Source organism: Calothrix sp. 336/3 (assembly GCF_000734895.2).
Taxonomy (GTDB): Bacteria; Cyanobacteriota; Cyanobacteriia; order Cyanobacteriales; family Nostocaceae; genus 336-3.
In genome coordinates, this window is record NZ_CP011382.1 from 5,936,995 (window position 1) to 5,950,223 (window position 13,229).

Sequence of the window (13,229 nt, forward strand, 5' to 3'; positions counted from 1 at the left end):
GTCTTGATTGATGTATCAAATATTTTTTACCCCTCCCTAACCCTCCCCTTATAAACCTACGGTGTACATACAAGTGGTAGCTGTAAGGGTTTCAGGCGTTATAGACCCCTTAAATTGTCATTACGAGCGCAGCGATAGCGGAGCGAAGTAATCACATAATCCCGTGGTTTTTGCGATTGCTGAGTCGTTCCTCCTCGCAATGACAGGCTTCCAGAGCGATCGCACAACCTAAATCTAAATGACGAAACCAAGTGCTAGGGGGAATTTTTAGACTTGTGTGTACACCGTAGCCTTATAAACGGGAGGGAACTTGATTTTTCTTGTTTCCCACCTTTACAAGGGGGGATTAAGGAGGGTCATGAGACTAAGGAGCTTTTGTTGTATTTTTATACAGAATTGCTATGAGAAGTGATAACTCTTCTGATGACGAATTTAGGGAGGAAGATGTCTACAAAACCTTGTTACGCTCTTTGCGGTTGAAAAGAGGGTTTGGCATTGTGTTTGTGCAATGCTCTCCAGCAAGGGCGAAAAATTTGATTACCCAAGTTAGGGAAGATTTACCTCAGAAGAAAATAGGCGTTATTGAGTTAACAGCAGCGATTGATAATTTATATGATTTAGTTGCCCAACGTGGAGATAAAAACGAGTTAAATATTCTGTTTATTCAAGGTTTAGAAAAATCTTTAGAATCCTCCATTCAACCGGGTTATGGTGGTGAGGGAGAATATTATGTTTTGGATAGGGTTCCGAAAATTCTCGGTCATTTGAATCAGAAACGGGAAGGATTTAGAGAGAGTTTTCCTAATATTTGTTTTGTACTGATTTTGCCGTTATTTGCAATTAAATTCTTTATTCGTCGCGCTCCCGATTTTTTTGATTGGAGTTCGGGAGTATTTGAGTTTCCTGATAAGCAAGAACTGATTGCAGAATCCTATGACAAGTTAATTTTACAGGGAAATTTTGATGAATATATCAACCTCACTCCCGCACAACAGACTGAGAAACTTCTGGCGTTTGAAGCACTCCTAGAATATGAAGAATCCCCAGAGCGTAGAGCAGATATTTATTGTCAACAGGGAACATTATTTGTTGCTGTGGGAGATTTTATCAGCGCTGTTGCTTCCTATGATAAAGCTCTGCAATTCAAACCTGATTTACATCAAGCTTGGTATAACCGGGGTATTGCTCTACATAATCTAGGAAGGTATGAGGAGGCTGTTGCATCCTATGATAAAGCTCTGCAATTCAAACCTGATAAGCATCAAGCTTGGTATAACCGGGGTGTTGCTCTGCGTAATTTGGGAAGGTATGAGGAGGCTGTTGCATCCTATGATAAAGCTCTGCAATTCAAACCTGATGATGATGCAACTTGGTATAACCGGGGTATTGCTCTAGCTTATTTGGGAAGCTATAAGAAGGCTGTTGCTTCCTATGATAAAGCTCTGCAATTCAAACCTGATAAGCATCAAGCTTGGTATGGACGGGGTTATGCTCTAGATGAGTTGGGAAGGTATGAGGAGGCTGTTACTTCCTATGATAAAGCTCTGCAATTCAAACCTGATGATGATACAGCTTGGAATAACCGGGGTGTTGCTCTAGGTAATTTGGGAAGGTATGAGGAGGCTGTTGCTTCCTATGATAAAGCTCTGCAATTCAAACCTGATGATGATACAGCTTGGAATAACCGGGGTGTTGCTCTAGGTAATCTGGGAAGGTATGAGGAGGCTGTTGCTTCCTATGATAAAGCTCTGCAATTCAAACCTGATTTACATCAAGCTTGGTATAACCGGGGTGTTGCTCTGCGTAATTTGGGAAGGTATGAGGAGGCTGTTGCTTCCTATGATAAAGCTCTGCAATTCAAACCTGATAAGCATGAAGCTTGGTATGGACGGGGTTATGCTCTAGGTAATCTGGGAAGGTATGAGGAGGCTGTTGCTTCCTATGATAAAGCTCTGCAATTCAAACCTGATAAGCATGAAGCTTGGTATAACCGGGGTATTGCTCTAGGTAATCTGGGAAGGTATGAGGAGGCTGTTGCTTCCTATGACAAAGCTCTGGAATTCAAACCTGATAAGCATGAAGCTTGGTATGGACGGGGTTATGCTCTAGGTAATCTGGGAAGGTATGAGGAGGCTGTTGCTTCCTGTGATAAAGCTCTGGAATTCAAACCTGATAAGCATGAAGCTTGGTATGGACGGGGTTATGCTCTAGGTAATTTGGGAAGGTATGAGGAGGCTGTTGCTTCCTATGATAAAGCTCTGCAATTCAAACCTGATGATGATGCAGCTTGGTATAACCGGGGTAATGCTCTAGGTAATTTGGGAAGGTATGAGGAGGCTGTTGCTTCCTATGATAAAGCTCTGCAATTCAAACCTGATAAGCATGAAGCTTGGAATAACCGGGGTATTGCTCTAGATGAGTTGGGAAGGTATGAGGAGGCTGTTGCATCCTATGATAAAGCTCTGCAATTCAAACCTGATAAGAATGAAGCTTGGTATAATCGCGCCTGTGCCTATGCTAATTTAGGTGATATGGATGCTGCCATGGAAAACCTAGAAACTGCTATTAGGTTAGATGAAAAGTACCGAGAGATGGCGAAAACGGATACTGATTTTGATAGTATGCGCCATGAACCACGGTTTCAAGCTTTGATTCAAGGATAGCTCGGACGGTTTAGAGACAGTTCTCGATTTTACTTTGTGCCTTTTTTGGGATAAAAAAATCATGCAAAAACTATGACGAAAAACTTGTTCCAAGACTCCGGTTTGGATACAGGTAAGGGAAGCTCTGCTTCCCTGTTTGAGGCGGAGCCTCGTGGAATAAGTCCCCACGCGGAGCATGGGAACGAAAGAAAATATTTGCCCTCTACGTCTTTTGGAAAAGTAGACTTGGATTCCGATTCCCCACTTTTTAAGGGGGGTTAGGGGGGATCTCTAAGTGCCTAAAATCACACTATATCCCATTGACTGGCTTTCAGGGGATTTGCGATCGCCTATATCCCCTTCTCTGAACAGCAACTGAGTATATTTTATTTTTTGTACAATCTGCCATTACGCATTTGCAAGACAGGATAATTGCAGCGTCTGACTAATTGCTCATCGTGGGTGGTGACAATTACCGTTGCACCAAAGGTATTGAGTTTTCGGAGTATTTGCATAATTTGCCAGGAATTATCTGGATCCAAATTCCCCGTAGGTTCATCGGCGAGAATGAGGGGTGGTGTGCTAATAATTGCCCGCGCAATGCCAACTCTTTGCTGCTCTCCACCGGAAAGTTGTGCAGGAAACTGACTAGCTTTATCTAGTAATCCGACTAATTTCAGGGTGGGTTCTAAACGACGCTGAATTTCCTTGCGGGTATAGCCTTGGGTTTGCAGAACGATGGTAATATTTTCGGCAACGGTGCGCTGGGGTATGAGCTTGTAGTCTTGAAAAACAATACCGATGCGTCGTCGTAAAAAAGACAGGCGATCGCCCCGTAAATTTGCGACATCTAACCCATCAACGATAACTTCCCCCTCGGTAGCTAATTCCTCCCCGTAGAGTAATTTCAACAGTGTGGATTTACCAGAACCGCTAGGTCCTGTAATAAATAAAAATTCTCCCTGCTTCACAGCTAAATTCCCGTTGCTGACAGCATTTTGTCCGTTCCCATAGGTTTTGACAACATCACGTAACTGCACCACTATCTGCTGCTGCTGTTCTTGTTCCTGACTTTTTGCCTCGATATTTTCTAGGGCAATATTACGTGTTAATACTGGCATTGGTCGTTTATCCTCATACCCATAGCGAGAGAACTACAAAGTCATAGTTCCCAAGTAATCACCAGAATTTCACATTGGCTTCAAAATTTTTTGATGAAAAAGACACAGGGGCTGTTCACCACCTAACACCAGCAGCCCATCAAGTTAGAATAGGAAAATAATCTTTGCATCGATGCCGTCTATGCGTCAACAAGTCTTAGCCTGGTTAAGGGAAAATGTGCCGGATTCGCGGGTAAATCACATTTTGCGGGTGGAAGAATTAGCTAGGAATTTGGCTGTTCACCATGGTGTTGATAGCGAAAAAGCCGCGTTGGCTGGATTGATGCATGATTTGGCAAAATTTTTTAAACCCCGTAAGCTCCTAGCTATGGCAAGTAGGGGTGGGGTGGAAATAGATGCGGTAATGTCCACTACCCCCCATCTGTTACACGCGGATGTGAGTGCAATTGTCGCACGGGAAACCTTCGGGGTAAAAGATACGGATGTGTTAGAGGCGATCGCCAATCATACCCTAGGCAGACCAGCCATGAATCCCCTCAGCTGTATTGTATTCCTGGCGGATGCCTTGGAACCAGGACGGGGAGACTCCGAACAATTACAGACCTTAAGAAATGTCAGCCAAGAAAATATCCACCGGGGAGTGTGGCTAACCTGCGATTATACCCTGAAATATCTACTTGATAGCCCCTACCTCATCCACCCCAGGGCGATCGCTACCCGCAATTGGTTCTTAAATGAGTCCAAAAACAAACCAGCAATTTGATAACAGTAATCTCTGACCCCAGTTTTTTTGCTAGTATGCAAACAAACCAGATTAGAAAGTTGCAATTGAATATTTGTTGGTTTTCGTCTGTCAAAAAACGTTGCAATCAAAGAGCATCTGAGGTTTAATGTCTGATTTCTTTCCCGTAAATTCCCCCTTCCCATCCCTTGCTGTCACCGAAAGCACAGCTTCCACCATAGCTACTGATGATGAAAGTCGGCAACTCGCTTTCACCGTTGCCACAGCTGCATCGGAACGCAAAGCTGGTGAAATTATACTATTGCGAGTCGCTGAAGTTTGTTACCTCGCTGATTATTTTGTGATGCTGACGGGCTATTCCCGTGTACAAGTCAGGGCGATCGCCGATGCTGTGGAAAAAGAAGTAGAAGAAAAATTACATCGTCTTCCCCTCCGTAGCGAAGGAAAAATGGAAGGCAGTTGGGTACTCCATGACTATGGAGATGTGATAGTTCATGTCATGATGCCCAAGGAACGGGAATTCTATAACTTGGAAGCCTTCTGGGGACACGCAGAACGTATAGAATTTGACACATCCGATGAAGGCGGGGGTAAGGCAAGATGATAGAGTCTTCGGTGCATAGTTGTCCGGTACCCACAGAACAACAGCCCTTGAATGAATATGAGGAGCTAAAATCTGCTTGGATGTTTCGTGACTGCACTCTCCCCTGGAGAAAATACATCAGCAAAATTGTCTGGGTTTGGAGTCTCTCCTTAATCGTCGCCTGTCCCGTAGCAGCTGTCAGTTTTCCCATTCATAAATACTTTGTCCAATTCCTCCTCACCAGTGCAGCTGGGGGAAGCGTGGGTGTCATTCTTGTACTAGTGCAAATGTACTTAGGATGGTCTTACGTGCGCGATCGCCTCAGCAGTCCGATAATTTTCTATGAAGAATCGGGTTGGTACGATGGTCAAACCTGGACAAAACCAGAAGCAATATTAAGCCGCGATCGGCTGATAGTCTCCTATCAAATTAAACCAATTATCCAACGGTTACAAATTACCTTTGCTGGCTTGGCTGTATTCTTCCTAGCTGGTACGATAGTTTGGCACTTAGTTTAACACTTAGTCTAAATTGTCAATGGTCAATAGTCACTAGAAACGGTCGCCTGTCAGCCCAGGTAACTACTCAAAATTAGCTATTGACAACTGACTCAAAAAATGATGACACAATTAAGAGATATTCACCCATGACAATGGGCAAACGAACCCAGGCAACATCATTAGAAGTGAGGTTGCTACGCGAAGGTATTATCGAATCTCGACACGTAGTCCAAGCCGTTGTTTGTGATGAACGTGGGCGGGTGCTATCCGTTGCCGGAAACTCCGAAACCGCAACTTTTGTCAGATCAGCCCTCAAACCATTTCAAGCCCTTGCTGTCACCAGTACAGGGACACTGGAACGTTTTGATTTGAGCGATCGCGACTTAGCAATTATCACCAGTTCCCACAAGGGCAGTATTGAACAGGTACGGCAAACATTTAATATTCTCTGGCGGGCAGATATTGACCCTTCGGCTCTCCAATGCCCCACCCCAGAAGGAAAAAGCAGCCCTCTGGAATATAACTGTTCCGGAAAACACGCCGGAATGTTGGCAGTCTGCCAGCAGTGCAACTGGTCTTTAAGTAATTATTTACAACGTAAGCACCCTGTCCAGCAGTTAATTTTAAATAAAGTATCTGAACTCCTACGGATGCCTGCTGCTGAATTCATTAGTGCCCACGATGATTGTGGTGCCCCAACTTATTTGATGCAGCTGGGACAAATCGCTTCCCTCTATGCCCAACTAGCCTCCCGTAGCGGCTTGGATTTAGAACGTATTGTCCGCGCCATGACTCACCACCCCACGATGATTGCTGGAGAGGGAGAATTTGACACGGAACTCATGCGCCTTGCCCCCGGAGAAATTGTCAGCAAGTCCGGTGCGGAAGGAGTCCAGTGCATCGCGCGCTTGGGTGAAGGTATGGGACTAGCAATCAAGGCGATCGATGGCTCGAAACGGGCAAAATATGCCGTGGCAATTCACCTGCTCCAACAGATGGGTTGGATTACTCCCAGCGTTGCGGAAGCCCTCGCAGAAAGGTTTATGCTCATTGGTAAATACAAGCGTTTAGAAGTCGTCGGAGAATTATCGATTTTGTAGTTGCCAAAAGATAAAAGGTGGTGCTATACTAGCTAAAGAAGGCGACGCGGGATAGAGCAGCCTGGTAGCTCGTCGGGCTCATAACCCGAAGGTCAGTGGTTCAAATCCACTTCCCGCCACCAAATTAAGTTAGTAAATTTTAATCCTCTCTGGAAGTTATTTCTAGGGGGGATTAATTTTTTGATAGAGAAGTAAAGAAAAGTGTGATGATGGCTCCCTTGAACTGAGGAAAGGAAAGTTTTGATCTATTCTGGAGGAGAAACATCCAAGACGTGCGGAGAGCCAAAGTTGTGAAGTTGCAGCGACCAATTTTAGTAGGTGGACTGGGACTATCTTTTAGCCTATGGTTTTTACAGAGTTGGCATGATTCTGTAGGGCAGTTAGGTGAGCTAAGTCTCTTAAGTTTGATTGCTGTGGGCGGTGGTTTGTGGCTGTTGAAATATAAACGTGCCAAAGCTGGCAACGACCCCCTAGATAGCATACCAACAAGTCGGGAAATAGTGGAAGAGGCGATCGCTAAGTCTGAGACAGTTATTTCCTTTCTGGCTCAGGAAGCAGAAAACCACCCCAGTCTGGCAGATTTGCGGGCACAAGCTCAAGATTTATACTCCCAGCTAGATAGGGAAAATATCAATGTTGCAGTCACTGGTGGGAAATCAGTGGGGAAAACAACTCTAATTCAAACTTTACAGCCCCATTTCCCCCATAGCCAATTTCAGGAAACCTCACCTCTGTTGCAGGAAGTCAATCAAGATACACAATCCTTAATAGATGCGAATCAGGCAGATTTTGTCTTATTTCTCACCAATGGAGATTTGACAGATTCGGAATATCAAGCTTTGCACCAGGTAAAAGCAACTTCTCAAAGAGCAATGCTGGTGTTCAATAAGCAAGATCAGTATTTGCCAGAGGAGCGAGCTAGTATTTTCCTCTCCCTTCAGCAACGCTTCCCCCAAACCGTGGCAACTGCTGCATCTCCTTTACCAATCAAGGTTCGCAAACATGGTGAAGATGGTTCGATTCAAGAGTGGATGGAACAACCTGTACCCGATACACAGCAAATTATCCAGCAGTTGGGGGGAATTATTAGCAATCAAGGGCAACAATTAGTTTGGGCGACTACCCAAAGACAAGCCTTGTTATTGCAAGCTACTGCTAAGGAATATTTGAACGGTGTGAGGAGCGATCGCGCTACCCCTGTGATTGAACAGTATCAATGGATTGCCGCAGCAGCAGCTTTTGCCAATCCCCTACCTGCCTTAGATTTATTAGCAACCGCCGCCATTAACGGTCAAATGGTTGTAGATTTAGGTCATATTTATCAACAAAAATTCTCCCTAGAGCAAGCCAAAACCGTTGCTGGGGAAATGGGTAGTTTGATGTTGAAACTGGGTTTAGTGGAACTTTCCACCAAGGCGATCGGCACTGTTTTGAAAACTAATGCGATCACCTACGTTGCTGGTGGTGTGGTTGAGGGTGTCAGTGCTGCATATTTAACTCGGTTAGCAGGTTTAAGTTTAATTGCCTATTTCCAGGAGCAGGAAATTGCAGTGAATTCTGGAAGTACATTGAACTTAGACAAGCTACGGCAAACTATTCAAAATGTCTTTCAGGAAAACCAAAAGACAGCATTTATCCAAACTTTCGTACAGCAAGGTGTGAAGCGTTTATTACCAGAAACAACAGACGCAAAACTGATTACTGCTGAGAATGCAGCTGTTTAGCACCCAGCGATCGCCTCTTTGTACCGTGAATTCAGAATGAAGGTAGGCGATCGCCTCTCCTTAGGGAAATAAGACTATGACAATTGTGGCTGGCGATCGCCCAAATTTCGGAAAAATCTTCTCGTTTTTCTCTGGTGCTGGTTTTCTCGATTTGGGTTTTGAAACTAGTGGTTTTGATATTGTCTATGTCAATGAAATTTTTTCGCCTTTTCTGGCAGCATACCGCTATTCACGACAACTTTTAAACCTGCCATTACCGGAGTATGGCTATTATTGTGGAGAAGAGCATGATATTAGTAAATTGCTCCTGGGTACTGCTGCCAACCTTCCAGATTTTATCCAAGATTGCCGCCGCTATCATCATCCTATCGGTTTTATTGGTGGTCCTCCCTGTCCAGATTTCTCCGTGGGTGGCAAAAATCGCGGACAATTCGGAGATAATGGGAAGCTATCAGCCGCCTATGTGGAATTAATTTGTCATTACCAACCGGATTTTTTCCTGTTTGAAAATGTCAAGGGATTATGGAAAACCCACAAGCATCGGTTATTCTTTGAAAGTTTAAAACGTAAATTAAAATTAGCTGGATACCTCCTGACAACAAAATTGATTAACTGCATCGAGTATGGAGTACCTCAAAATCGAGAAAGGATAATTATTATTGGGTTTAGTCAAAAATTCTGCACGTCAAAGGATTCCAGGTTAGATTACCGATTTCCTTGGCATAAATATGTACTTTACAATCAAGAAAAAATCTTCCAGTTACCCTGGATAGAAAAAACCTTATTTCAAGAAAATTCTATATTTCCCTGTCCAGAAAATATCATCCCAGAATTAACAGTGGAATATTGGTTTAGAAAAAATCACGTCACTTCCCATCCCAACTCTCACCATTATTTTCAACCACGGGCTGGTATCACAAAATTGGCTGCCATTGATGAAGGTGATGATTCTGGAAAATCCTACAAACGTCTGCACCGATGGCGATTTTCTCCAACCGCTTGTTATGGGAATAATGAAGTTCATTTACATCCCTATAAAATTAGGCGTATTTCTGTTGCTGAAGCATTAGCGATTCAATCCTTACCTCAGAAATTTGCTTTACCAGAAAATATGTCATTAACTAATATGTTTAAAACCATTGGGAATGGTGTACCTTATTTCACTGCTAAAGCCATAGCTCAGAATATTCGTGATTTTTTAGATGAAAAATTATAGGGAAATTAAGATATCTACAATACAAAGCTTGCCAGCTTTTGGCATAGGTAATTTAGATGGGTTTGAGTCAACGACTAATTATCTGAAGTGTGACAATTCGCCGTGATTCACAGAAAGTGGCTGAAGAGCGTCTCCAAAGCCCTAATATTATGTTTTAATTTATTAAAAATACCTAATTTTTATTGATAAATGTTAATAATCCACCCGGGGAGTAAAAATCATGGCATCAGACTATCCAGACATTGATATTGCGCCCTACATTGATCATGCCTTATTGATGCCCACAGCCACAATAGAGCAGGCGAAACACTGGTGTGAGGAGGCAGATAGATACGGGTTTGCATCTGTCTGTGTTTACCCCACCCATGTACGACTGGCAGCAGAGTTGCTCCATGGTAAAAAACCAAAGGTTTGTACCGTGATTGGTTTTCCCTCTGGTGCCCATAGTTCGAGTGTCAAATTATACGAAGCCCAGGAAGCCGTAGAAAATGGTGCAACAGAATTAGACTTAGTAATTAATCTTGGGTGGGTGAAATCTGGGGATACGGAAGCGGTGCATCGAGAAGTTGCGGAAATTTGTGAGGAATCAGGGCAACCAGTTAAGGTAATATTAGAAACAACTCTGTTAACAGATACTGAGAAACGTTGGGTGGCAGAAGTCTCCATGGATGCGGGTGCAGCTTTTTTGAAAACTAGTACAGGGTGGCACGGGGGAGCAACGATCGCCGATATTCGACTGTTAAAAGAAGTTGCCCGCGATCGCGTCGGAATTAAAGCTTCCGGAGGAATTCGCACCCTGGAACAAGCTTTAGAATTAATTATGGCAGGGGCAACCAGATTGGGTACATCCCGTGGTGTAGATTTGTTACGGCAACGCGATAGGCTGGATAAGGAAGAATCTTAAAAAATATTCAGAGAACAGGGAACAGTTATTTTTTCTACATGAATAACTGATAACCATTGATACAAAATGAGTAAGACTTATAAAGTAACGGGAATCAACTTAAAGAGTCAGGTATTTGGTGAAGCCGATCGATTAGTGACAGTTTTGACCAAAGAACATGGTTTAATTAAGGCGATCGCCCCCGGAGCTAGAAAACATCACTCTAGTTTGGGGGGGAGAAGTGGGATGTTTGTTGTTAATGAATTATTGATTGCCAAGGGGCGATCGCTAGATAAAATTACCCAAGCTCAAACCATTGAATCCTACCCAGGTTTGGCAAAAGACTTGGGAAAACTTGCTGCTAGTCAATATCTGGCGGAAATTGCCCTCTGTCAAGCTTTAAGCGAACAACCCCAAGAAGAGTTATTTATCCTACTTAACCAACATTTACAGCGTTTACAAACCATTCCCCCAGGTAATTTAAATAGTATTATTGCTTACCTGAGTCACGGAATTTATCAACTTCTAGCCCTAGCAGGGTTTACTCCCCAAGTTAACCAATGTTGTCTCTCACAAGTGATGATAGAAGTAGACACCAATAATCCCCATTGGCAAGTTGGTTTTAGCGTCAATGCTGGGGGGATTGTCTGTTTAAGTGCGTGGGAAGCCATGAAAACAGCAGCAAAGCCAGAGCAAACAGCACAATTACCAGTAATTAGCGAGACTAGGAGTACATACCCCACCACCGCAGTACCATCCCCCAACTATGAAATTGTTGATCATCAACAAGAATTACCCAAAATCACCCGTCGTTTAAAAATCCCAGAATTTCACCTGCTCCAGCAGTTGTCACAACCAGAGATAATGCAAGATACGGCAACAGAAAATGCTTGGTTATCGATTGAGCAAATTTTGCGCCAGTATGCTCAGTATCACTTTGGTAATATTATTCGCTCTGCCACTCTGATAGATTCATATTTTGCTGCTAACCATGATGCAACCGTCTGATTTGGAAACTAAATTTATCTCACCCTTACCCAGTCATGGCAAAAAACACAATCGGACAACAACACCTAAATTACCGAACCATTTAAGTGTTGTCAAAAGTACAGATGAGATTCACCATTCTGAGAATTCTCCCCCCAACTTTACCGACAACTGTAAATCCCTGACATCAAACCACAAGGATAATCAGGCTGATACTGGGGAGATATGCACTAAAGTTATAGAAAAGGGCGATCGCCCCAGTCAATCAAATATTGATGGTAAAGGGACGCAGGGATTTTTACCAGTACTGCAAAACCCTAATTTCCTCTCTCTATGGGGAGGACAGGTATTTTGTCAACTGGCAGATAAAGTTTATCTGGTATTAATGATTGCTCTGATTCATACCCAATTCCACCGGGGAGAAGAGACAATTAGTGCCTGGGTATCAGTACTGATGATGGCTTTTACAATTCCTGCGGTGTTGTTCGGTTCCCTTGCTGGGGTATTTGTAGATCGTTGGTCAAAAAAAGCTGTATTAGTAGCAACAAATATTTGTCGGGGAATTTTAGTTTTGGGAATTCCCGGTTTATTGTGGTTAACCCGCGATTGGCAACCTATTGGTAAATTTCCCGTCGGTTTTGCCATTATTTTAGGCGTAACATTCTTAGTTTCCACCCTGACACAATTTTTTGCCCCCGCAGAGCAAGCAGCAATTCCCCTAGTCGTACCCGAAGAAAATTTACTCTCTGCCAATTCCCTATACACCACAACCATGATGGCATCTGTAATCGTCGGTTTTGCCATTGGGGAACCACTGTTAGCAGCTGCGGATAGTTTGTGGTTCCGTATTGGAGGTAGCGATGGTTTTGGCAAAGAATTACTTGTCGGTGGTAGTTACGCGATCGCGGGTTTGATTCTCCTCCTCCTTGTCACCCACGAAAAACCCCAAGCACAAGAGAAAGAATCACCCCATGTTTTTGCTGACTTACGTGACGGTTTCCTTTACCTCAAAGAAAATATCCGTCTGCGCAATGCTTTGATTCAACTAGTGATTCTCTTTTCCGTATTTGCTGCACTCACAGTTTTAGCAGTCAGTATTGCCGAAGTTATTCCTGATATCAAACCCGAACAATTTGGTTTCCTCCTCGCAGCAGGTGGAGTAGGAATTGCTCTGGGAGCAACATCCTTAGGAAATTTGGGACAAAGATTTTCCTTTACCCAACTCAGTTTAATTGGTTGCGCTGGTATGACAGTTGCTCTGACAGGTTTATCTATCTTCACCCAACAACTGTGGATGGTTCTAATCCTAATCACCTTAGTCGGTGTCTTTGGTGCGTTAGTCGGTATTCCTATGCAAACCACCATCCAAACCGAAACACCACCAGAAATGCGGGGCAAAGTTTTCGGTTTACAAAATAACGTCATTAATATTGCTCTCTCCCTACCCTTGGCTTTAGCTGGTGTGGCAGAAACCTTTGTGGGATTAAGAACCGTCTTTTTGGGACTAGCAGTTATTGTCCTCCTTGGTGGCGTGTTTACCTGGTACAATTCTCCCAGGTCTTCCTCAAACTAGAGAAAACTATATCCTCAGAACCAGCCCAAATTCTATCCTCAATCCAAGTCGATGGTTTCATGGTAGACTAATTCCAGTCACTGACTAGGACGCTATTCTTACTGCTACCATTTTGCGGTATTCATCGAACTTAACCAATCTTTTGTCGAGTCAAAAAA

General features: G+C 43.5%; 11 protein-coding genes and 1 tRNA gene. 11 read left to right on the forward strand and 1 reads right to left on the reverse strand.

The window, feature by feature from the left end; all coding sequences use genetic code 11:
* Window positions 1-401: 401 nt before the first annotated feature.
* The gene (locus IJ00_RS24745; RefSeq protein WP_035157886.1) at window positions 402-2,663 is read left to right on the forward strand and encodes a tetratricopeptide repeat protein; all 2,262 of its coding nucleotides are present in this window, start codon (window positions 402-404) and stop codon (window positions 2,661-2,663) included.
* A gap of 365 nt (window positions 2,664-3,028) precedes the next feature.
* Here IJ00_RS24745 and ftsE read toward each other — a convergent pair whose 3' ends face one another.
* Entirely contained in the window at window positions 3,029-3,763 is a 735-nt protein-coding gene (ftsE, locus tag IJ00_RS24755) for a cell division ATP-binding protein FtsE (RefSeq protein WP_046814917.1), read from the reverse strand.
* 181 nt (window positions 3,764-3,944) lie between these two features.
* On the opposite strand from ftsE, the gene yqeK reads away from it, so the two are divergent.
* From yqeK to IJ00_RS24805, 10 genes are all read left to right on the forward strand, one after another.
* Window positions 3,945-4,526: a bis(5'-nucleosyl)-tetraphosphatase (symmetrical) YqeK gene (yqeK, locus tag IJ00_RS24760; RefSeq protein WP_035157890.1), complete on the forward strand. Its 582-nt coding sequence runs from the start codon at window positions 3,945-3,947 to the stop codon at window positions 4,524-4,526.
* A 127-nt stretch (window positions 4,527-4,653) separates the two neighbouring features.
* Complete coding sequence (gene rsfS, locus IJ00_RS24765; RefSeq protein WP_035157893.1) at window positions 4,654-5,109, forward strand: ribosome silencing factor; 456 nt, start codon at window positions 4,654-4,656, stop codon at window positions 5,107-5,109.
* Entirely contained in the window at window positions 5,106-5,606 is a 501-nt protein-coding gene (locus IJ00_RS24770) for a CGLD27 family protein (RefSeq protein ID WP_035157897.1), read from the forward strand. The genes rsfS and IJ00_RS24770 overlap by 4 nt, the downstream gene beginning before the upstream one ends.
* A gap of 128 nt (window positions 5,607-5,734) precedes the next feature.
* Window positions 5,735-6,688, forward strand: a complete 954-nt coding sequence (locus IJ00_RS24775) for an asparaginase (protein ID WP_035157900.1) — start codon at window positions 5,735-5,737, stop codon at window positions 6,686-6,688.
* A 45-nt stretch (window positions 6,689-6,733) separates the two neighbouring features.
* Window positions 6,734-6,810, forward strand: a tRNA-Met gene (locus IJ00_RS24780).
* A 168-nt stretch (window positions 6,811-6,978) separates the two neighbouring features.
* On the forward strand, window positions 6,979-8,412 hold the full coding sequence (locus IJ00_RS24785; protein WP_238178392.1) for a YcjF family protein: 1,434 nt from the start codon (window positions 6,979-6,981) through the stop codon (window positions 8,410-8,412).
* Between the two features lie 76 nt (window positions 8,413-8,488).
* A complete protein-coding gene (locus IJ00_RS24790) occupies window positions 8,489-9,628 on the forward strand; it encodes a DNA cytosine methyltransferase (protein ID WP_035157906.1) in 1,140 nt (379 codons plus the stop codon).
* Between the two features lie 220 nt (window positions 9,629-9,848).
* Complete coding sequence (deoC, locus tag IJ00_RS24795; protein ID WP_035157908.1) at window positions 9,849-10,532, forward strand: deoxyribose-phosphate aldolase; 684 nt, start codon at window positions 9,849-9,851, stop codon at window positions 10,530-10,532.
* A 66-nt stretch (window positions 10,533-10,598) separates the two neighbouring features.
* Window positions 10,599-11,519: a DNA repair protein RecO gene (gene recO / locus IJ00_RS24800; protein WP_035157911.1), complete on the forward strand. Its 921-nt coding sequence runs from the start codon at window positions 10,599-10,601 to the stop codon at window positions 11,517-11,519.
* Window positions 11,503-13,071 carry an MFS transporter gene (locus tag IJ00_RS24805; RefSeq protein ID WP_035157912.1) on the forward strand — a complete coding sequence of 523 codons (1,569 nt, stop codon included), beginning with the start codon at window positions 11,503-11,505 and terminating at the stop codon, window positions 13,069-13,071. Before recO ends, IJ00_RS24805 begins: the two co-directional genes overlap by 17 nt.
* Window positions 13,072-13,229: the final 158 nt, after the last annotated feature.